Origin of the sequence: Kitasatospora sp. NPDC058063, from assembly GCF_042885395.1 — a bacterium.
GTDB classification, from domain to species: Bacteria; Actinomycetota; Actinomycetes; order Streptomycetales; family Streptomycetaceae; genus Kitasatospora; species Kitasatospora lactacystinica.
On record NZ_JBHVSD010000002.1, the window covers coordinates 354516 to 374537 of the forward strand.

15 protein-coding genes are annotated in these 20022 nt (G+C 74.9%); 5 read left to right on the forward strand and 10 right to left on the reverse strand.

Going from position 1 to position 20022, the window contains the following annotated elements; all coding sequences use genetic code 11:
* The first annotated feature begins 14 nt into the window (after positions 1 to 14).
* The 4 genes from ACFVUY_RS05295 to ACFVUY_RS05310 all read left to right on the forward strand — a co-directional run bounded on the left by ACFVUY_RS05295 (position 15) and on the right by ACFVUY_RS05310 (position 5940).
* Entirely contained in the window at positions 15 to 1967 is a 1953-nt protein-coding gene (locus tag ACFVUY_RS05295; RefSeq protein WP_387727493.1) for an ATP-binding protein, read from the forward strand.
* Entirely contained in the window at positions 1964 to 2692 is a 729-nt protein-coding gene (locus ACFVUY_RS05300; RefSeq protein ID WP_387727495.1) for a response regulator, read from the forward strand. Before ACFVUY_RS05295 ends, ACFVUY_RS05300 begins: the two co-directional genes overlap by 4 nt.
* A gap of 219 nt (positions 2693 to 2911) precedes the next feature.
* Positions 2912 to 4405: a diaminobutyrate--2-oxoglutarate transaminase gene (locus ACFVUY_RS05305; RefSeq protein ID WP_387727496.1), complete on the forward strand. Its 1494-nt coding sequence runs from the start codon at positions 2912 to 2914 to the stop codon at positions 4403 to 4405.
* A complete protein-coding gene (locus tag ACFVUY_RS05310) occupies positions 4402 to 5940 on the forward strand; it encodes a pyridoxal phosphate-dependent decarboxylase family protein (RefSeq protein ID WP_387727498.1) in 1539 nt (512 codons plus the stop codon). Before ACFVUY_RS05305 ends, ACFVUY_RS05310 begins: the two co-directional genes overlap by 4 nt.
* Before the next feature lie 141 nt (positions 5941 to 6081).
* Here ACFVUY_RS05310 and ACFVUY_RS05315 read toward each other — a convergent pair whose 3' ends face one another.
* The 10 genes from ACFVUY_RS05315 to ACFVUY_RS05360 form a co-directional block, all read right to left on the reverse strand.
* Complete coding sequence (locus ACFVUY_RS05315) at positions 6082 to 6879, reverse strand: inositol monophosphatase family protein (protein ID WP_387727803.1); 798 nt, start codon at positions 6877 to 6879, stop codon at positions 6082 to 6084.
* Between the two features lie 234 nt (positions 6880 to 7113).
* Positions 7114 to 8379 carry a type III PLP-dependent enzyme gene (locus ACFVUY_RS05320; protein WP_387727500.1) on the reverse strand — a complete coding sequence of 422 codons (1266 nt, stop codon included), beginning with the start codon at positions 8377 to 8379 and terminating at the stop codon, positions 7114 to 7116.
* On the reverse strand, positions 8376 to 10256 hold the full coding sequence (locus tag ACFVUY_RS05325; protein WP_387727502.1) for an IucA/IucC family protein: 1881 nt from the start codon (positions 10254 to 10256) through the stop codon (positions 8376 to 8378). The genes ACFVUY_RS05320 and ACFVUY_RS05325 overlap by 4 nt, the downstream gene beginning before the upstream one ends.
* Entirely contained in the window at positions 10253 to 11470 is a 1218-nt protein-coding gene (locus ACFVUY_RS05330) for an MFS transporter (RefSeq protein ID WP_387727805.1), read from the reverse strand. Before ACFVUY_RS05330 ends, ACFVUY_RS05325 begins: the two co-directional genes overlap by 4 nt.
* Positions 11471 to 11472: 2 nt before the next feature.
* The gene (locus ACFVUY_RS05335; protein ID WP_387727504.1) at positions 11473 to 13422 is read right to left on the reverse strand and encodes an IucA/IucC family protein; all 1950 of its coding nucleotides are present in this window, start codon (positions 13420 to 13422) and stop codon (positions 11473 to 11475) included.
* Positions 13419 to 14645: an acetyl-CoA carboxylase biotin carboxylase subunit family protein gene (locus ACFVUY_RS05340; protein WP_387727506.1), complete on the reverse strand. Its 1227-nt coding sequence runs from the start codon at positions 14643 to 14645 to the stop codon at positions 13419 to 13421. Before ACFVUY_RS05340 ends, ACFVUY_RS05335 begins: the two co-directional genes overlap by 4 nt.
* Before the next feature lie 144 nt (positions 14646 to 14789).
* Positions 14790 to 15794, reverse strand: a complete 1005-nt coding sequence (locus ACFVUY_RS05345; RefSeq protein WP_387727508.1) for an ABC transporter substrate-binding protein — start codon at positions 15792 to 15794, stop codon at positions 14790 to 14792.
* 73 nt (positions 15795 to 15867) lie between these two features.
* Positions 15868 to 16695 carry an ABC transporter ATP-binding protein gene (locus ACFVUY_RS05350; RefSeq protein ID WP_387727510.1) on the reverse strand — a complete coding sequence of 276 codons (828 nt, stop codon included), beginning with the start codon at positions 16693 to 16695 and terminating at the stop codon, positions 15868 to 15870.
* A 185-nt stretch (positions 16696 to 16880) separates the two neighbouring features.
* A complete protein-coding gene (locus ACFVUY_RS05355) occupies positions 16881 to 17915 on the reverse strand; it encodes a FecCD family ABC transporter permease (RefSeq protein WP_387727512.1) in 1035 nt (344 codons plus the stop codon).
* Entirely contained in the window at positions 17912 to 18889 is a 978-nt protein-coding gene (locus ACFVUY_RS05360) for a FecCD family ABC transporter permease (protein WP_387727807.1), read from the reverse strand. The genes ACFVUY_RS05355 and ACFVUY_RS05360 overlap by 4 nt, the downstream gene beginning before the upstream one ends.
* A gap of 245 nt (positions 18890 to 19134) precedes the next feature.
* Between ACFVUY_RS05360 and ACFVUY_RS05365 the strand changes: the two genes are divergently transcribed.
* The gene (locus ACFVUY_RS05365) at positions 19135 to 19986 is read left to right on the forward strand and encodes a (2Fe-2S)-binding protein (RefSeq protein WP_387727514.1); all 852 of its coding nucleotides are present in this window, start codon (positions 19135 to 19137) and stop codon (positions 19984 to 19986) included.
* The last annotated feature ends 36 nt before the right edge of the window (positions 19987 to 20022 follow it).

Below are 20022 nucleotides of genomic sequence, written 5' to 3' on the forward strand. Positions count from 1 at the left end.
GCACACTGGCAGGCATGTCCGAGCGCACCGCCCCCACCGCCCCGCGCCGCCGCTCGCACCGGCCGACGGGCCGCGGAGCCCGGCGGCTGCCTCCGGGTCCACCCCGGCATCCGGCCCGCCGGCTGTCCCGCCGGCTGCCCCGTGGGCTGGCCCGGAGCCTGATCCGATGCCTGCCCCGGCGCCTGGTCCGCAGTCTGGCCGGGCAGCTGTTCGTCGTCCAGGTGGTGATCGTCGCCGCCGTGGTCGCCGGTGGCGCGGTGCTCGCGTACCTCTTCACCGCCGATCGCGCCGAGGACGCCGCCCGCCGCCAGGTCACCGCGGTCGCGCACGCCGTCGCGGACTCGCCGTCCGTCCGGGCCGCGGTCGCCGGTCCGGACCCGACCTCGGTGCTCCAGCCGTACGTGGAGCAGGTGCGGGCGGACACCGGGGTCTCCTTCATCACCGTCATGGACACCGACGGTGTGCGCTGGACCCACCCGCTGCCCGAGCAGATCGGGCGGACCTACCTCGGGCACATCGACTGGGCGCTCGCCGGGCAGACCCGCAGCGAGACGTACACCGGCACGCTCGGCCCGTCCGTGCGGGTGGTCGCCCCGGTGTGGGACGACCGGCACCGGGTGGTCGCGCTGGTCAGCGCGGGTCTCACGGTGGAGTCGATCTCCGCGCAGCTGAGCGGCCCGCTGCTCGCCCTGGTCGGCGTGGCGGTGGCCGCGCTCGCGGTCGGTGGCGTCGGCACCTACCTCGCCAACTCCCGGCTGCGGCGGCACACTCATGGGATGGGGCCGGACGAGCTGAGCCACCTCTACGAGTACCACCAGGCCACCCTGCACGCGGTGCGCGAGGGACTGGTGCTGCTGGACCGCTCGCACCGGGTGGTGCTGTGCAACGACGCGGCCCGGGAACTGCTCGGCCTGGCAGGTGAATTGGACGGCCGTCCGGTGGTGGAGCTGGGGCTTCCGGAGACGCTGGTGGCGGCCGTACTGGGGGAGGAGCCGGTCCGGGACGAGGTGCACCTGACCGCCGAGCGGGTCGTGGTGCTGAACACCTCCACCATCGGCACCGGCACCGGGCTCGGCCGGGTGGTCACCCTTCGGGACCACACCGAACTCCAGGCGCTCAGCGGCGAGTTGGACTCGGTGCGCGATTTCACCGAAGCGCTCGGCGCGCAGGCGCACGAGGCCGCCAACCGCCTGCACGCGGTGGTCTCGCTGATCGAACTCGGCCGCCACGAACAGGCGGTGGAGTTCGCCACCGCCGAGCTCGAACTCGCCCAGCAGCTCACCGACCGGGTGGTCGCGGCGGTGGGCGAGCCGGTCCTGGCCGCCCTGCTGCTCGGCAAGGCGGCGCAGGCCGCCGAACGAGGAGTGGAATTGACCCTCACCGAGGACAGCCGGATCGACGACGGAGTGCTGCCGCCCGGGCTCTCCGCACGGGACCTGATCACCGTGCTCGGCAACCTGATCGACAACGCCGTGGACGCCGCCATCGCCGGTGCGGCCGAGAGCCCCGTCCCGCCGGAGGTCACCGTCGCGGCGCGGGTCTCCCGCGGCCGGGACTGCGAAGGGCCGGGCCGCAGCGTCCATGGCGACGGGAACGGGAGCGGGGACGGGGACGGGGACGGCAACGGCGTCAGTGGCGATGGCGCGGCGGCGGTGGCCGGTGACTTCCTGCTGCTGCGGGTCGCCGACACCGGTGCGGGCATCGACCCGGGCGCGGTCGAGGACGTCTTCCGGCGCGGCTGGAGCACCAAGCAGGACGGCCGCGGGCACGGGCTCGGGCTGGCGCTGGTCGCCCAGGCCGCCCGGCGCAACGGCGGCACCGTCGAGGTCGGGCGGGAGCGAGGCGCCGTGCTCACGGTGCGACTGCCGCTGGCCGGGCGGCCGGGAGAGGCCGTCGGCGACCAGGGGGAGTCCACCCGGCGGCCGGGGGAGCCCCCCGGCCGGGAGCAGGAAGGGGCGCTGGTGTGACCGGTATCGCCGACACCCCCGCCGCGGCGGGCATCTCGGTCCTGGTGGTCGAGGACGACCCGGTGGCCGCCGCCGCGCACACCCTGTACGTCCGGCGCGAGCCCGGCTTCCACGCTGTGGGGACCGTCCACAGCTGCGCCGACGCGCTGCGCTTCCTGGACCGGGCCCGCGCCGCCGGCACGCCCGTCGACCTCACCCTGCTCGACCTCTACCTCCCGGACGGCCACGGGCTCCAGCTCTGCCGCACGCTGCGCGCGGCCGGTCACAGCACCGACGTCATCGCGGTGACCTCGGCCCGCGACCTCGCCATGGTCCGGCAGGCGGTCTCCGCGGGTGTCGTGCAGTACCTGCTGAAACCGTTCAGCGCGGCCGCCCTGCACGACCGCCTGGAGCGCTACGCCCGCTACCGCGACAGCCTCGGGCGCACCGGCGAGGCGACCGGGCAGGAGGAGGTCGACCAGGCGTTCGCCCTGCTCCGCACGCCGGAGCGCAGCACCCTGCCCAAGGGGCTGAGCGCGCCCACCCTGGACACCGTCGCCTCGGTGCTGCGCGAGGCGGCCGCCGGGCTGTCGGCCGCGGCCGCGGGCGCCGCCGCCGGGGTCTCGCGGATCACCGCGCGGCGCTACCTGGAGCACTTGGTGGAGACCGGGTGCGCGGTGCGGGAGCCCCAGTACGGGAGTGTCGGCCGGCCGGAACTCTGCTACCGCTGGAGGGGGCGGGCCTGACGGCCTCCGAGGGTGAGGCGGCATGGGCGGGCATGGGGCGGCGGCCGGGGGCGGACGGTCGGCGTGGGGCGCGGGCCCGGGCCGTAACCCTTCCGCGCGATGCTCGTTGGATGAACCGGGGGAGGTTCACTCACTCGGGTGGTTCCGGAGGCCCCGGGGCGTTCCGCCAGGTCAAGGGCAGTAAAGTTAGGCTAACCTAACTTTCCCTGGGGGTTTCTCGTGTCACTCGCTGCCGTACCCGTCCAGGCCGCCTCCGGAGCCCCGGCCGCCGGTGAAGCCATCCTGCGCCGTCAGCGCGTCCGCGAGTCCGCCGCCAGAACGTACGCCCGCTCCTTCCCGATCGTCCCGGTCCGCGCCCACGGCATGACCGTCGAGGGCGCCGACGGGAGGCGCTACCTCGACTGCCTCTCCGGCGCCGGCACGCTCGCCCTCGGACACAACCACCCGGTGGTGCTGGAGGCGATCCGCCGCACCCTCGACAGCGGTGCCCCGCTGCACCTGCTCGACCTCGCCACCGCGGAGAAGGACGACTTCACCAGCGCGCTGTTCGAGAGCCTGCCCGCGGAGTTCGCCGCCCGTGCCCGGGTGCACTTCTGCGGACCGGCCGGGACGGACGCCGTCGAGGCCGCCCTCAAGCTGATGCAGACCGCCACCGGCCGGTCCGGCGCGCTCGCCTTCACCGGCGCGTACCACGGCATGACCGCCGGCGCCCTGGCGCTCACCGGCAACGTCGCCGTCAAGGAGCCGCTGCCGAGCGGCGGCGAAGTCGCCCGGCTGCCCTTCCCTTACAGCTACCGCTGCCCGTTCGGGGTCGGCGGCGACGCGGGCGCCGACCTCGCCGCGACCTATGTGGAGCGGCTGCTGGACGACCCCTCGGGCGGCGTGGTCGCGCCGGCCGCGATGATCCTGGAGGCCGTCCAGGGCGAGGGCGGGGTCGTCCCCGCGCCCGACGGCTGGCTGCGCGAGATGCGCCGGATCACCGCCGAGCGCGGCATCCCGCTGATCGTCGACGAGGTGCAGACCGGAGTCGGCCGCACCGGCGCGATGTGGGCGATCGAGCACAGCGGCATCGTCCCGGACGCCATGGTCCTCTCCAAGGCCATCGGCGGCAGCCTGCCGCTCGCCGTCGTCGTCTACCGCGAGGACTACGACGGCTGGCGGCCCGGCGCCCACACCGGCACCTTCCGCGGCAACACCCTCGCCATGGCCGCCGGGGCCGCGACGCTGCGCCACGTCGCGGCGAACGGGCTGGCCGAGCGGGCCGCCGTCGTCGGCGAGCGGATGACGGCCCGGCTGCGCGAACTCGCCGTCGAACTGCCGGTGATCGGCGACGTGCGCGGCCGGGGGCTGATGCTCGGCGTCGAACTGGTCGACCCGGCGGTCGAGCCCGACGCCTGCGGCGCCCGGCCGGCCGACCCGGCACTCGCGGTGCGGGTCCGGGAGGCCTGCCTGGCGCGGGGTCTGATCGTCGAGCTCGGCGGACGCCACGACGCGGTGCTGCGGCTGCTTCCGCCGCTCACCATCACGGACGAGCAGGTGGCGGCGGTCCTGGAGCGGCTGGCGGAGGCGATCGCGGCGGCGTCCACGACCGGGCGGCCGGGCGGATCGGCGAACGGGTCGGCTGGCGGATCGCCGAGCGGGTCGGCTGGCGGGTCGGGGCAGGCGGGGGCAGGTGCGTCCGCGGGCGCGCCGGCGGCTCGGGGCCGGCGGTGAGCGGCCCCGGACCGGACCCAGGAACCGATCCCGGAACCGACCCCGTCGGGCTCCCCGGGGACGGCGTCGCGACGGACGCCCTTGCGGGCGGCGCCGCCGGGCCGGGCGCGCTCGGACCGCTGCTGGCCACCGTCCTCGACTCCCTGGAGACGGGCACCGCCATGCGCTCCGGACCGCTGCCGGCCGGCAGTCCGGCCGAGATCGCCGCACTCGTCGACGACGCGCTGGCCAGCGACGACGGACCGGGCGCGCTCGCCCGGCTCACCGAACTTCTCGCCTACGGCGCCGCCGACCCCGCCGACCCGGCCTGCGCCGCGCACCTGCACTGCCCGCCGCTCGCCGTCGCCGCCGCGGCGGACCTCGCGGTCAGCGCCCTCAACCCCTCCCAGGACTCCTGGGACCAGGCCCCCGCCGCCACCGCCCTGGAGAGCGCACTGCTCGCCGAGATCGCCGGACTGGTCGGCTACGACCCGGCGCGCGCCGCCGGCGTCTTCACCTCCGGCGGCACCGAGTCCAACCTCATGGGGCTCATGCTGGCGCGCGACCAGAAGCTCGACGGCATCGTGGAGCTGGACGGCATCCCGGCCGGAGTCCGGCCGTGCATCCTCGCCTCCGAGGCCGCGCACTTCTCCGTCCAGCGCGCCGCCGCCCTGCTCGGCCTCGGCGAGCGGGCCGTCATCCCCGTCCCGGTCGACCGCGGGCTGCGGATGCGGGAGGACGAACTGGAACGGGCGATGGCCGAGGCCAGTTGGGCCGGCCGGACCCCGATCGCAGTGGTCGCCACCGCCGGCACCACCGACACCGGAGCCGTAGACCCGTTGTCCGCCGCCGCCGACCTCGCCGGCCGCTACGGTGCCTGGCTGCACGTGGACGCCGCGTACGGCGGCGGCGCGCTGCTCTCCGACCGGCTCGCCCCGCTGCTCGACGGCATCGCCCGCGCCGACTCGGTCTCGCTCGACTGGCACAAGCTCGGCTGGCAGCCGGCCGCGGCCGGGGTCTTCCTGGTCCGCCGCGCGGAGACCTACGTCTCGCTCGCCCGCCGCGCCGAGTACCTCAACCCGGTCGACGACGAGCAGGCCGGGTACCCCAGTCTGCTCGGCCGCTCGCTGCGCACCACCCGCCGGGCCGACGCCTTCAAGCTCGCCGTCACCCTGCGCACCCTCGGCCGCGACGGGCTGGGCCGGCTGGTCGACGCTTGCCACGACCTCGCCCGCACCGCCGCCGACGCCGTGCGCGCCGACCCGGCGCTCGAACTCCACGCCGAGCCCGTTCTCACCGTCATCCTCTTCCGCTACCGGCCGCCCGGGGTGACGGACGAGGCGGCGTTGGACGAGGTGAACGGCCGGCTGCGGCGCCTGCTGCTGCGCACCGGCCGGGCGGTGGTCGGCCGCACCGAACTCCCGGGCGACGGCCCGGGCCGGGTCCGGCTGAAGCTCACGCTGCTGAACCCCCACGCCACGGTGGGGGAGGTCGGCGCGCTGCTGCGGGAGGTGGTGGGCGCCGGGCGCAAGGTGGCGGGCGAGCGGGCGGGGTAGGGCGGACGGCCGGGGTGGGCCGGGCGCTCCGGGCGGGTTGGCCTTCCGGGCGGCCCGGGGTTCCGGACGGGCCGGGGTTTCGGGCGGGCCGGGGTTTCGGGCGGGCAGGGCCCGGGTTTCCGGGCGGGCTGGGCCTCGGGATCAGCCGCCCAGGAGGATCGACCGGGTGAGCTCCCAGGTGTCGGGGTCGGCGGCGACCAGGAGACCGTCCGCGCAGCCGGGGGCCTCCGGGCGGTACGGGGTGCCGTCCGGGCGGGCGGAGACGCCGCCGGCCTCGGTGACCAGGAGCGAGCCGGGGGCGTGGTCCCAGGGAAGGGTGCGCCAGTAGAGGATGAAGTCGAAGCGGCCCTCGACGACGTCCGGGTACTCGATCCCGGCGGCGTGCCGGCCGGGGGAGATCTCGCCGAAGGACGCGATGTTGTCCTGGAGTCGGCGGCGGTGCTCGGCGTCGAGGTAGCGGCTCTTCACCGAGCCGCGCAGCTTCGCGACGTCCTGGGGTGCCGGCGGACGGGTCAGGCGCGCGCCGTCGCGCCAGGCGCCGGAGCCCAGTTCGGCGCAGTAGGCGGTGGCGGTGGCGGGTTGCCAGATCCAGGAGGCGACGGTCCGGCCGGAGCGGACCAGGGAGCACATCACGGCGTACTCGGGTCTACCGGCGACGAAGTTGGCGGTGCCGTCCACCGGGTCGACCAGCCAGGCGGCGGGCTCGTCGCGAAGGGCCAGGGCGAGCGACGGGTCGGCGGAGACCGCCTCCTCGCCGACCACGGGGACGGGCAGCAGCTCGTGGAGTCGGCGGGCGATGATCGTCTCGGCCTCGCGGTCGGCGACCGTCACGACCTCGCCGGGGGCCTTCTCCATCACCTCGCCGGCGGCCAGCGCCCGGAAACGCGGCTCCACCGCCTCGGCCGACGCCTCGGCGAGTATCTCCGCCACCTTGTCCATCAGCACGTTCGCGCTCCCTTCGCTGCCTACCACTCTCCCACGAGTGGAGGAACGGGGCGGCGGCGGACCGGGGGCGGTGGGACGGCCGCCGGCCGGCAGTCGACGGACGGGAGGCGCCGGGTGACAGCTCACGACTGACAACTGACAGCTGACAGATTTCGAAATCTGTCAGCTGTCAGTTGTCGGCTGTTCCCCGTCGGCCGTCGGCTCCCGTCACCCGTCCTTCGTTCTCCCTCACCCCTGCGCCGGGCTCGGCCCATCGCCGCCCAGGTAGTGGAAGCCCGGGCGAGGGTGCATCAGGAACTCGTGGTGCGAGATGTTCCACGCGTACGCGCCCGCCATCGCGAACAGCACGCGGTCGCCCGTCCGCAGGCCGTCCGCGCCCTCGGCCGCGTGGGCGAGGACGTCCTTCGGGGTGCAGAGCTGTCCGGCCAGGGTGGCGCGGCCGCCGGTGACGGCCGGGCGCGGCCAGGGGTGCGGCCAGGCGTCCACCGGGAGCACCGCGAAGGGCTGGGAGTGCCCCCGGGTCGCGGGCGTGCGCAGGTGGTGGGTGCCGCCGCGGACCACCGCGAAGTCCTCGCCGTGGCTCGCCTTCACGTCCAGCACCTCGGTCGCGTACCAGCCGCAGTAGGCGGTCATCGCCCGGCCGGGCTCGATCCGCAGGGTCAGCCCGGGGTGGGCGTCGAGCAGCTCGGCCAGGCCCTCGCCGAAGGCCGTCCAGTCGAAGCGGGAGGAGGGGTCCGCGTAGTCCACGGCCATTCCGCCGCCGATGTTGACCTCCGCCAGTGGGAAGCCGTGCCGCTCGGCGAGTGCGGCCGACCAGGCGACGATCCGCGCCGCGACCGACAACTGCTCCGCCGCCGGGAGCCCGCTGGCCAGGTGGGCGTGCACGCCGCGCAGCCGCAGTCGGCGCGCCGGCGGACTGCCGCCGGTGAGCAGCCGGACGCACTCCTCGGCCCGGTCCGGGTCCAGCCCGAACGGCGTCGGACGGCCGCCCATCGCGAGTGGCACCGCGTCGAGCGCTGCCGACTCGACCGCGAGGTTGACCCGCAGCAGCACGTCCACGACCGCGCCGGGCCGGTCCGCGAGGACGGCGGCCAGCCGGTGCAGCTCCTGCTCGCTCTCGATGTGCCAGCGGTGCACCCCGGCGTCCACCGCCGCGGTGATCTCGGCCGGAGTCTTGCCCGGCCCGCCGAAGGCCAGAGGAGCGCCCGGCGCGACGGCCCGGACGTGGGCCAACTCCCCGCCGCTGGAGACCTCGTAGCCGTCCACCACCGAGCGCAGCGCGGTCAGCAGCGGCGCCTCCGGGTTGGCCTTGGCGGCGTAGTACAGCTCGACCCGCTCGGGCAGCGCGGCCCGGACGGCGGCGGCATGCTCCCGAATGGCTGTCAAGTCGTAGATGTAGGAGGGAAGTTCGTCGGGGGTGAGGCCGGCGGCGAAGCTGCGGACGGCCTCGGTGGGTCGGGCGGCCTCGGCGGGCCGGGTGGTCTCGGTCGTCATCGGGCGGTGCTCCCGGCGGGAAGGCGGACGGGCGTGTGCGCCGGCGTGGGGACGGACGCGTGGTCCGATGTGCGGGCGGGCATGTGGGCGGGCACGCGGGCGGCCCCGGCGAGGACGGATCCGGCCAGCGGGGAGGGCAGCCGGACGTAGCCGGCCTCGCGGTCGGCCTTGCGCTCCCAGCGGGTCAACAGGTTGGCTTTGGCGGGCAGTGGCACACCGGCGAGCAGAGCGCGCAGCCGGGGCGGGCAGCCGTGCGCGGCGGCGTACTCCTCCAGGGTGTCCCGGACGGCCTGCCAGAGCGCGCACTCCAGCTCGGGGTGGCGGTCGGCGAGCGCGGCGAGCAGTTCGGCGACGTGGTTGACCAGCAGGCAGTACACCACCCGGTCCCAGCCGCGTTCCGCGTCGTAGGTCATCGGGCCGGCCACCTCGGGCGGGAGCGCGGTGAGGATGTCGGCGTTCTGCTCGGGGACGAGCTTGGTGCCCTCCAGATCGCGGAAGAGCACCTGGACGGGGTGGCCGGACGGGTCCACGCCGATCAGCACGTTCTGCAGGTGCGGCTCCAGCACCACGCCGTGGTCGAAGTAGGCCGCCAGGACCGGCGGGAGCAGCAGTCGCAGGTAGGCGCGCCACCAGTCGAGCGCCGCCGCGCCGTTCGAACTCGCGCCCAGCAGGCGGGAGATGTGCGCGGAACTGGTCGGGTGCTCGTCGGCGACGGCGGCCGCGAGCAGCGGGGTGACGCCGGGCCGCAGCACACCGCCGAAGCCCTCCCGGACGATCAGGCCGAAGCCCTCGTACAGTGCCCGGTCGGGGCGGCCGTCGGTGCCGGGCAGCGCGAGGGTGCGGAAGGCCGGTTCGCGCAGCACGGCCGAGGCCGGGAAGCGCCGGGCGAGGTCGGCCAGGGCCGGGGCGAGCATTCGGGTGAGCGCGACGGCGCCGGTGAGCTCGTACGCGGCGTTCTTGCGCAGGCAGTTGGTGATGCGGACGTTCAGGCTGAACTTGAGGAAGGCGTCGGCGCCGTGCAGGGTGCGCACCGAGGCGGTGGCGGTGAAACGCTCGCCGCGCGGGCCCAGGTCGAGGACGTCGCCCCGGGCCAGGGCGGCGCGCAACAGCGGGTGGTTGCCGATGAGTTGGTACTGCCAGGGGTGGGCGGGCAGCAGCCGGTAGCCGTCCGGCACCTCGCCGAGGCCGTCCAGCAGTGCGGTCGCGCTCCCGTCCAGCGACTCCTCGGCCAGCAGGTCCGCGCGGACGGCGAGGTGGCGCAGCGGGAAGGCGGCGCGGGACTCGGGGGCGTAGTCGCGCCAGTCGCCGCGGGCGGCGGATCGGGACTTGGGGGCCGGGTGGAAGCGGTGGCCGAACAGCAGTGCCTGCTCGGACTCCAGGTAGCGGTCGGCGCCGGGTGCCGGCCGGTCGTCCAGGCCCTGGCGGACACCCTGGTGGCTGGACGCGACCTGGTCGAGGAACTCCTCGTTCACCGTGCCGGTGCGCAGCTCCAGTTCGTGTTGGACGTACTCGGCCAGCTCCTGCCAGTCCAACTCGACCCAGTCGCCGTCCCGTTCGACCTCGATCGGCCCGGTGAAGCGGTGCGCGCCGAGCAGCGAGGTGCGGCGCAGGGCGACCCGCAGCAGGGCGCCGCGGCGCGGCAGCCGCAGCAGCAGGCGGCCGCCGTCGGCGGCGGTCTGGTGCTCGGGTGCGGAGACCTCGCGCAGCAGGCAGTTCAGCAGGGTGTGGACCACCGCATCGTCGGCGGTGGGCAGTTCGTCGCTGCCGCCAGGTCGGCTAGTGGGGTCGAAGGGACGGGCGGCGGTGTCGCCGGGCCGGCCGGTGGTGTCGCGGAGTTCGTTGGTCCTGGGCGAGTGGGCGGACTGCTCGGGGGTCATCGGCGACTCCAGCGCTGGCGGAGGGACGGGAGGGTGAGGGTGGTGGCCGCGACGGCGGCCAGCAGGGCGGCGGCGGTTCCGGCCACCACGGGGGCGGCGGCGCCGAACCACCCGTTGGCCAGCGCGGCGACGACGCCGGCGGCGACGGCGCCGCCCTTGGAGACGAGTTCGAGGGTGCCGAACATCCGCCCGGGCGGGCGCCCCCGGGCGGCACCGGCGGCGAGCACGGCGAGGCAGACCAGCCCGAGTGTGAGCCCGGCGCCGAGCAGTAGCCGGACGGCGATGAACACCGGCAGCGAGTACGCCACCGCGTGCCCGGCCAGGCCGAGCGCGACGAAGCCGAAGCCGAGCGCGATGCCGGTGTGCGGGCGGGTGTGGAACGCGGTGTGGGTGCGGGAGGCGAACACCAGGTAGCACAGGTGCGGCAGGGCGAACAGCACGCCGGTCGTGGTGCCGTCCACACCGGGCAGGCGCTGCTCGGCGAGGGCGATCAGGTACGGGAAGGAGATCACCGTCGCGAAGACGAAGGCGAACTCGAAGGCGTAGAGCGGCAGCAGCGACACCGTGGCGACCCGCTCGGCCGTCCGGCCGGCGGTGGCCGCCGCTGCCTCGGCGCACTCCGGTTCGGGCAGCAGGGAGAGGAACACCGCTGCCGCGAGCGGGAGTACGGCCATCACGAGGTACTGGCGGTGCGGATCGATCCACGGGGAGAGCGCCCCGACCAGGATCGGCGCCGCCACCAGCGCCGCCCGCGCGCTGCCCTGCATAAGGGTGAGGGCGCGGGAGAGCCGGGAGCCGTCGAGCGCGGCGGCCAGGTAGCCGTTGGTGGCGGCGAAGGTGCCGCCGAGGAAGCCCTGGAGGACCAGCGCGAGGGCGAACGCGGTCAGGCTGTCGGCCGCTCCGGCCAGCAGGAAGGAGACGGCTAGGCCGAGTTGGGCGCGCAGCAGCAGTCGCTTGCGCCCGAAGCGGTCGGCCAGCCGGCCCCACAGCGGTGCGCCGAGCGCGCTGAACACCGTCGGGACGATGTACAGCACACCGGCCCAGCGGGCCTGGGGGTCGCCGAGGGCGGGCAGGATCGCCGTCAGGTAGGGCGGCAGGCCGAGCGCGGCGAAGGAGGCGACGAAGTAGCAGGCCGCGACGGCGTGCACCTGGCGCCGGGCGAGCCCGCCGGAGCGGTCGGCCGAGGGCTGCGACTGCCGCGGCAGGGTCTCCACGCTCACCGGTGGGTCCCGTCCGGGTGCCGGTGGCCGTGCGGACCGTCGTACGGACGGTTGTCCGGGTGGCTGCCCGGATGGCTGTGCGGACGGGTGTCCTGATGGGCGTCCGGATGGTTCCGCGCGTGCTCGTTCAGGTGGTCCTGCGGTGGTTCGCAGGCCTGTTCGCGCAGGTAGTTGGGCCCGCTGGTGTAGTGCTTGTTGATGTCGGCGGCCCCCGAGCGCTGCTTGCTGAGCAGCGTTCCGGCGGTGACCATGGCCTTGACCGGCAGCCGCTCGGCGTCCAGCAGGGCGGCCCGCAGGGGTTCGCCGACCGGCCCGATCCGCTCCACGGCCTCCGCCGTGCGCTTCCTCAGCAGGGCCACGGTGTCCGCGAGTTCGGCCCTTCCGTGGTCGGCGAGGCCGAAGGCGAGGGCGCCGGTGCACAGGTGGCCGGTGATGGTGGCGAACAGGTCGACGAGCGGCCGGTCGTCCTCGCCGAAGATCCGCTCGTCGTCGAACTCCTCCTGGTCGGGGGCGAGTTCGCCGAGCGAGGCGGTCATCCGGGCGGTGTTAACGCGCGGTCCGTCGTCGTCCTTGTAGAGCAGCCGCAGGCCGTCCCGGTCGAGCACCAGGGAGGTGTTCTGCTGGTGCGACTCCAGGGCCACGCCGTGGCCGAACAGTGCGGTCTGCCAGTCGAGCAGCAGCTCCAGCAGGGCGTCGTAGCAGGCGAGGACGTCGCCGCCGTAGTAGCGGTCCGCGAGGTGGTCGACGACGAGCCGCCCGCCGGGCGCGGGGGCCAGCAGGGCGGCCAGCGGGACGGTCGACGCCTGCTCCAGTCCGGCCGGGTAGCGGCGCAGCAGTACGGCCAGCAGCTCGTGTCCGGCGTGTGCCCAGGACTGCTCGTCGGCGTGCAGGACGCGGCCGGCGAAGCGCGGCTCGCGCGCCAGGACGGCCTCGATCAGCCGCTGGCCGGCGGCGCCGTCGAGCAGCGTGCCGGGCTTGATGGTGCGGCGGTTGAGGCGGCCCAGGGTGGCGGTGGCCAGGGGCAGTTTGAGGTGGCAGGCGGGGTCGTCGGCGACGGCGACGGTGCGCATGGACAGCGTCGGGACGACGGTCAGGTACGGCCGTTCGGCGAGCACCGCGCGGCCGGCCAGGCCGGTGGCGGCCAGTGCCTCGTCCAGCGGCGCGCCGACGGTGAGGGGGTGGACCGGAAGGGTGGCCCAGCCGTCGTCGGGGCACCGGTCGGCGAGGCCGAGCCAGGTCGGGGTGGGCCACCAGCTCGGCAGCGGCCGGTCGCCGTGGACGGTCAGCGCGCCGGCCGGGACGGCCAGCCAGCGCAGTTCGAAGGGGGAGTGGAACTCGGGTGCGTAGGCCTGGAGTTGGGATTCGGTGAGGCCGGAGCGGCCCCGTGCGGTGGGGTAGACCGGGTGGTCGAGGTAGGCGGCCAGGGTGTCGTGGCCGAGGGCGGCGGCGAGGCCGGTCCAGTCGGCCGGGTCCGCGCCGTACAGGTCGGCGAGCCGGTCGTGCACCTCGGGGCGGACGCGCTCGTGCAGCTCCATGGTGGCGAGGGTCTGGCGGCACTCCTCGGTGAAGGCCGCCCAGCCGGGCCGGTCCTCGGCGTCGGCGGACTCGGCGAGCGCCGCCACGACGGCGTCCGGACCGGTGAGCCGCCGGCCGGCCAGCTCCAGCAGCGGCAGCCGGGCCGCGTACTCGCACTGGAAGCCTTCCGGGCGTACGGGCAGGGCGAGTTGCAGCCCGGGAACGGTCAGCCAGGGGCCGTCGGTGCGGTCCTCGACGGTGCCGTGGGTGCGCAGGCCGAGGACATCCTCGCGCAGCAGGGCGGACAGTACGCGCAGGGTGAGCTGCTCGGCCGCGGTCCACGGCTGTCCGGCGGGAGTCGTGGGGTGGGCCCCGGCCCCGGCTACGGGCTGGTGTCCGCGGGCCGTGGCGGGTCGGTCTCCGGCGGTCACGGGGTGATCTCCCAGCGGTTGGCGGCGAGGAAGCGGGCGGCGGCGGCGTCGACCGCCGCCTGGTCGGTGCCGACCGTCCAGACGACGCCCAGGTAGTCACGGTTGGTGCGGTAGTGCTCGTGGCGCTCGCCGACCGGGCGCAGCGGGCGATAGGCGAGCCGGACGCCGTCGCGCTCCTCGTCGTACGGACCGGGGGCGGCGGCGAGGACGCCGGCGCGGTCGGCGCAGACCACCTCGTTGCGGGCCCGGCGGGGCGTGGCGGCGCACTGCTCGGCGAGGTCGGCGGGCAGGTCGCGGCCCAGGTGGACACCGAGGATCAGCTCGAACAGGGGTATGCCGAGGACCTCGGCCAGCATCAGGTCGCACTGGTCGCCGATGGCGCGGTAGTTGACCTCGATGATGCGGGCGCGGCCGTCCGGCTGGACGACGAACTCGGTGTGGCAGGCGCCGAAACCGACGCCCAGCGCGTCGAGTTGGGCGAGCACCTGGTCGACCAGCGGCTGCGGGTGGGCCGGGACGAAGGTGAGCACCTCCTCGATGAAGTCGGGCGGCGGTGAGAGCCGGGTGCGGAAGCCGCCCAGGACGTGCCGTCGCCGGGCGTCGCCGAGGGTTTCCAGGGTGCACAGCTGCCCGGTCAGGAACTCCTCGACGACCAGGGTGGCGCCGGCTCTGCGGTGCTGGATCTCTCGGCAGCGGCGGGCGAGTTCGTCGGCGTCGGCGACCAGGGTGACGTCCTCGCTGGCGACCCCTTCGCGGGGCTTGACCACGCAGGGGAACGGAACGTCCAGCTCGGCCGGGTCCTGGCCGGGGGCCAGCTCGGCGGACCGGACGGTGTCCAGGCCGGTCAGTGCGAGGTGGCGGCGCAGTTGGCCCTTGTCCTTGGCGCGCAGCGCGGCCTTCCAGTCCTTGGCCGGGAGGCCGAAGTACTCGGCGGCCAGTGCGGTCTGGGTCTGGAGGTGGTCGCTGTTGCTGAACACCGCCTCGGGCGCGTGGCCCGGGGCGGCCGCGGTGCGGCGGGAGATGAGGCTGATGACGGCGCGGAAGTCGCGGACGTCGCACTCCAGGACCTCGGGTGCGGGGAAGGACAGCTCGGCGTAGGCCCGCCGGTGGGCTTCGGCGCCGTCGGTCAGGACGGTGACGTCGAGCCCGAGCCGGGCGGCGGCGGGCAGGAAGCCGGAGGTGACGGAGTCGGTGGGGTTGAGCGCGAGTAGGTAGAGCCGCATGGAGGGTCCTCGGAGGGTGGCGGAGGAGGGAGGGCGAACAGATGACAGCTGACAACTTTCGAAACCTGTCAGTTGAATTCCGTCGTCCGTCATCGGTCGTCCGACGGATGACGGACGTCATCTGTTCGCCCCGGCTGTCGACGGTTACTTCGGCGCGTCCACGCCCGCCGCCTTGGCGATGTCGCCGAGCATCGCGTCGGCGGCCTGGACGCCGATGCCGGACATCCAGGTCTCGTCCGGGACGTTGAACACCTTGTTGTTCTTGACGGCGTTCAGGCCCTGCCAGACCGGGGTCTGCTGGACCTCGCTCTCCTTGGTCTTGGTCGGGTCGTCGGCGGTGGTGACGAACACCAGGTCCGCGTCGGCCTGGTTGATCTGCTCGGCGCTGACCTCGACGATGTTCTGCTCCACGTCCTGCGGGGCCGGACGGGCCAGGCCGACGTCCTTGAGCACCACGCCGCTGTAGGAGGCCTTGGCGTACAGGCGGGTCGGGCCGGCCACGAAGCGGACCACCGACGCCGTCGGCATGGTCCCGTTGTTCTTCGCCGCGATCGCCTCACCCAGCTTCTTCGCCCGCGCCTCGTAGTCGACCAGCGCCTTCTTGGCGTCGTCCTCCTTGCCGAGCGCCTGGGCGTACAGCGCGAGGTTCTCCTTCCACGGGAAGCCCGTGGTCTCGGCCAGCACGGTCGGGGCGATCGCGTTCAGCTGGTCGTACACCTTGGCGTGGCGGACCTTGGAGGAGAGGATCAGGTCGGGCTTGAGGGAGGCGATCAGCTCCAGGTTCGGCTCGTTCATGGGGCCGACGTCCTTGGTGTCCTTGATCTTGTCCTTGAGGTAGTTCGGGAACCCGCCCTCGGTCTTCATGTGCGGGGACACCGCGCCGACCGGTGTGATGCCGAGCAGGGTGACGTCGTCCAGCTCGCCGCTGTCCAGCACCACGACGCGCTTGGGCCGGCTCTTGATCTGGGCCGTTCCGGCGGCGTGCTTGACGCTGCGCGGGAATCCGGCGGCGGTGTCGGCCGAGCCGGAGGACGCGGACGACGCGGAGTCGCCGCCCGACGTGGTGCCGTCCCCGGTACTGCCGCAGGCGGCGAGCAGGGTGGTCGAGAGGGCGACGGTGAGGACGGCGACAGGGAGTCGGCGGTTCATCGGGGTTCCTTGGGTCGGTTCGAGCCGGCTGCCCGAACAGGGGGGTGAGGAGGGGGAGTTCATCAACAGGAGGTCAGGGGGAGGGCGGGGCGTCACCGCGCCGCGTCCGTGCTCGCGGCACGACCAGCGGCGTGCCGGTCTCCGGGTCGGGCACGACCCGGCACGGCACCTGGAACACGGCTTCCACCAGCTCCGCCGTCAGCACCTCCGACGGCGGACCGGCGGCCGCGAGCCGCCCATCCTTGAGCACCACCAGGTGGTCGGCGTACCGGGCGGCCTGCCCGAGGTCGTGCAGCACCATCACGACGGTCCGCCCGGCCTCGGCGTGCAGGTCGGCGACCAGGTCGAGGACGTCCAGCTGGTGGCGCAGGTCCAGGAAGGTGGTCGGCTCGTCGAGCAGCAGCAGGTCGGTCTCCTGGGCGAGGGCGAGCGCGATCCAGACCCGCTGGCGCTGCCCGCCCGAGAGCCGGTCCACCTGGCGGTCGCGCAGCTCGGCGGTGCCGGTGCGCTCCAGCGCCTCCTCGACCGCCGCCTGGTCCGCCTTGGACCACGGGCTGAGCATCCGCTGGTGCGGGTAGCGTCCGAGCCGCACCAGCGCCTCGACGGTGGCGGCCTCGGGGGTGACGGGCTGCTGGGGGAGCAGGCCCATCCGCTTGGCGAGCGCCCGGGCGGGCATCCGGTGGATGTCGGCGCCGTCCAGGGTGACCGTCCCGGCGGCCGGGTCGAGCAGCCGGACCAGCCCGCGCAGCAGCGTGGACTTTCCGCAGGCGTTCGGCCCGACGATCGCGGTGACGGCGTCGCCGGGCAGTTCGAGGTCGAGCCCGTCCACGATGGTCCGGTCGCCGTAGCGCAGGCCGAGGCCCCGGACGGCGAGCCGGTGGGCACCGGCACCGGCGGCCACAACGGCGGGACTCCCGGCAGTCGCACCCGAGGCTTCGGCGGCCCTGTCAGCCCTGTCAGCCCTGCCGGCCCTGCCGGCCCTGCCGGCCCGTTCGGCCCCAGTGGCCCCAGCGGCCTCAACAGCCCTGGTGGCCCCGGCGGCCCCGGCCATCCCGGCCGTCCCGGCGGTCGTCTCGACGGAGGTCATCAGCTGCTCCTCTGGGGAAGCCGGCCCTGGCGGATCATCAGCACCAGGAGCCAGGGCGCGCCGAGGGTGGCGGTGACGGCACCGACCGGCAGGCCGTGGACGGGGATCACGTGCAGCACGAGGAGGTCGGCGGAGAGCAGCAGCACGGCGCCGGTGAGCGCGGTGAGGCCGAGCGTGCCGAGGGTGGGCGGTCCGGCGAGCAGCCGGACCAGGTGCGGGACGGCGAGGGCGACGAAGGCGACCGGCCCGGTGAGCGCGGCGGCCAGCGAGGCCAGGGTGATGGTGAGCAGCAGCAGTCCGAGCCGGTCCCGGGCCGGGGTGAGGCCGAGACCGCCGGCCGAGTCGTCGCCGAGGTCGAGCACGGCGATCCGCCGCTGGCAGAGCAGCAGGGCGACGGCGGTCAGCGCGATGGCGGTGCCGCCGATCCACACCTCGGTCCAGTTGCGGCCGTAGAGCGAGCCGGTGGTCCACTGGAGCGCGGAGGAGGCCAGCTCGGCCGGGAACCGTACGATCATCAGATTCACGGCGGCGGCCAGGCCCTGCTGGACCGCCAGACCGACCAGTACGAGCCGGGTGACGGCCATCCTGGAGCGCCAGGCGAAGCCGCCGAGCAGGAGTGCCGCGAGCAGCCCGCCGCCGACCGCGGCCAGCGGGATCAGCTGCTGGGACGCGCCGGTGGCGAGCATCAGCACCGCACCGAAGGACGCGCCGCCGGTGATGCCGATGGTGTCGGGGGCGGCGAGCGGATTGCGGAACAGCCGCTGGAGCGTCGATCCGGCCATCGCCAGTCCGGCGCCCGCGATCAGTGCCGAGACCACCCGGGGCGCGCGGAACTGCCGCACCACCAGGACGTTTCCGGGCTCGCCCTGTCCGGCCAGCGCGCGCAGCGCGTCCCAGGCGGAGATGCCGACCCGCCCGGTGCCGAGCGCGATCCCGGTCAGCAGCACCAGCAGCGTGGCGGCCACCAGCGACCAGACGGCGGTACGGGCGCGGCGGCGGCAGAGCGCTCGGACGGGCAGGGTGATCGCGGTCACCTGGCCACCTTCCGGGCCAGCACCGCGAGCAGCGGCGCACCGAGGAACGCGGTCACGATGCCGACCTCGATCTCGGACGGGCGGACCACCAGCCGGCCGAGCACGTCGGCGGTGAGCAGCAGCAGCGGACCGGTGACCAGGCAGCCGGGCAGCAGCCAGCGGTGGTCGTTGCCGAGCAGTGGACGGACCAGGTGCGGGGCAGCCAGTCCGATGAACGCCACCGGTCCGGCCACGGCGACCGCGCTGCCCGCCAGCAGCACCACGGCCAGCCCGCCGACCATCCGGATCCGGGCCACCGGCACGCCCAGCGCCTGCGCGGTCTCGTCGCCGAGCGCCAGCGCGTTGAGGGCGGGTGCGACGGCGAGTGCGCCGGCCAGGCCGAGCACGAGGAAGGGCAGGACGGGGGTGAGGGTGTCCAGGTGCCGCCCGGCGATCGAGCCGGCCAGCCAGAACCGGGCCTCGTCCAGGGTGCGGTGACTGGCCAGCATCAGCGTGGAGGTCCACGAGGTGAGCACCACGGTGAGCACGGTGCCGCCGAGCGCGAGCCGGACCGGGTCGAGGTCTCCGCCTCGCCGGGACATCGCGTACGCGGCGACGGCGGCGACGGCCGCACCGGCGAAGGCGAACCAGACGTACTCGACCGGGCGGGCGAGGTTCAGCGTGTAGATCGCGGCGACCACGAAGAGGCTCGCCCCGGCGTTGATGCCGAGGGTGACCGGGGAGGCCAGCGGGTTGCGGGTCACGCCCTGGGCGACCGCCCCGGCGACGCCGAGCGCGGCCCCGACCGCCAGTCCGATGATCGTGCGCGGGACCCGAAGGCCCGTCACCACGTCGGCTTCACCGCCGTGGGCGGCACCGGTGAGGGCGTCGAGCACGGTGGAGAGCGGAATGGAACGGGAGCCCAGCGCAAGGCTCAGGGCGGCACACAGCACGAGCGCACACACGCCGGCGAACAGCAGCAGGGGCTGCCGGATCGCCGGAGAACGAGGCGTCGCCGGGGCTGTGGGGGCCGGCGGGTCGGTTCTCAGCACGAAGCGAGATCTTAGGTTAGGTTCGCCTAAGTTCGTCAAACCCCGACGGGCTCGGCCGATGGGGTCGACGGGTCGACCGGCAGGCCGGGCCGTGGTCGCCGGGCGACGTGAGGCGTTGTAAGGTGAGCCTCACCTTAATCGATCATGCAGAATCGATCTCGGGAGTGCCAATGGTTCCCGGAACATCCATGCCCGTCGCGCCCTCGGTGCGTGCCGGGGCCCCGGCGCTCGTCGCCGACTACCGGCGGCTGGTGGAGCTCTGCCCAGTGCTGGAGCTGCGCCTCCTGGACAGCGGCGAGCCCGACCCGCGCGCCGCCGACGGCTGGTACTCCGGAGCCCAACTCGCCGCCGACGAAAGCGCGCTGGCCGCCGTCCTGGCCGGCGCGGAGACCCGCATCGCCGACGAGCACGGCAGCGCCCCGCGACCGCACGTCACCGCCTCCCGACTGCTCCACCACTACGCCTGGTCGGCCTGCCTGCTGATTGCCGGCCCGTGGCACCTCTCCCGCCGAGTGCCGGCCGTCGACCCCGCCGACCTCTGGCTGCACGCCCCCACCGGTGCGCTCGCCCTGCGCCCGCGCGGCCACGTCACCATGCCCGGCGACGACGCCATGCCCGGCCACGTCACTATGCCCGGCCACTTCACCATGCCCGGCGACGACGAACTGCGCGCCGAACTGCGGGCCGCCGTGGTCGCACACCTCGGGCCGGTGCTCGCCGCGTTCGCCGGGCCCACCCGGCGCCGCGACCGCGCACTCTGGGGCATGGTGACTGACGATCTGGCCTCCGCCCTCTGGTACCTCGGCCGGATGCTCGGCGAGGAGGACGCCTCCGTCGCCGCCGCCGAGGCCGTCCTGCCCGGCGGCACCCTGCCGCTCCCCGGCGGCGCCGACTTCCGCCGCCTGCACACCCCCGACGGGCGCGCCCACCACACCCGCACCCGGCTCGGCTGCTGCCTCTACTACGCGGTCGGGCCCGCGGCGACCGCCTGCCTGACCTGCCCCCGGACCTCCGACGAGGAACGCCTGCAGCGGCTCTGACGGACCGTCCGCGAACCAGTCGCACCGCGGGGTTCG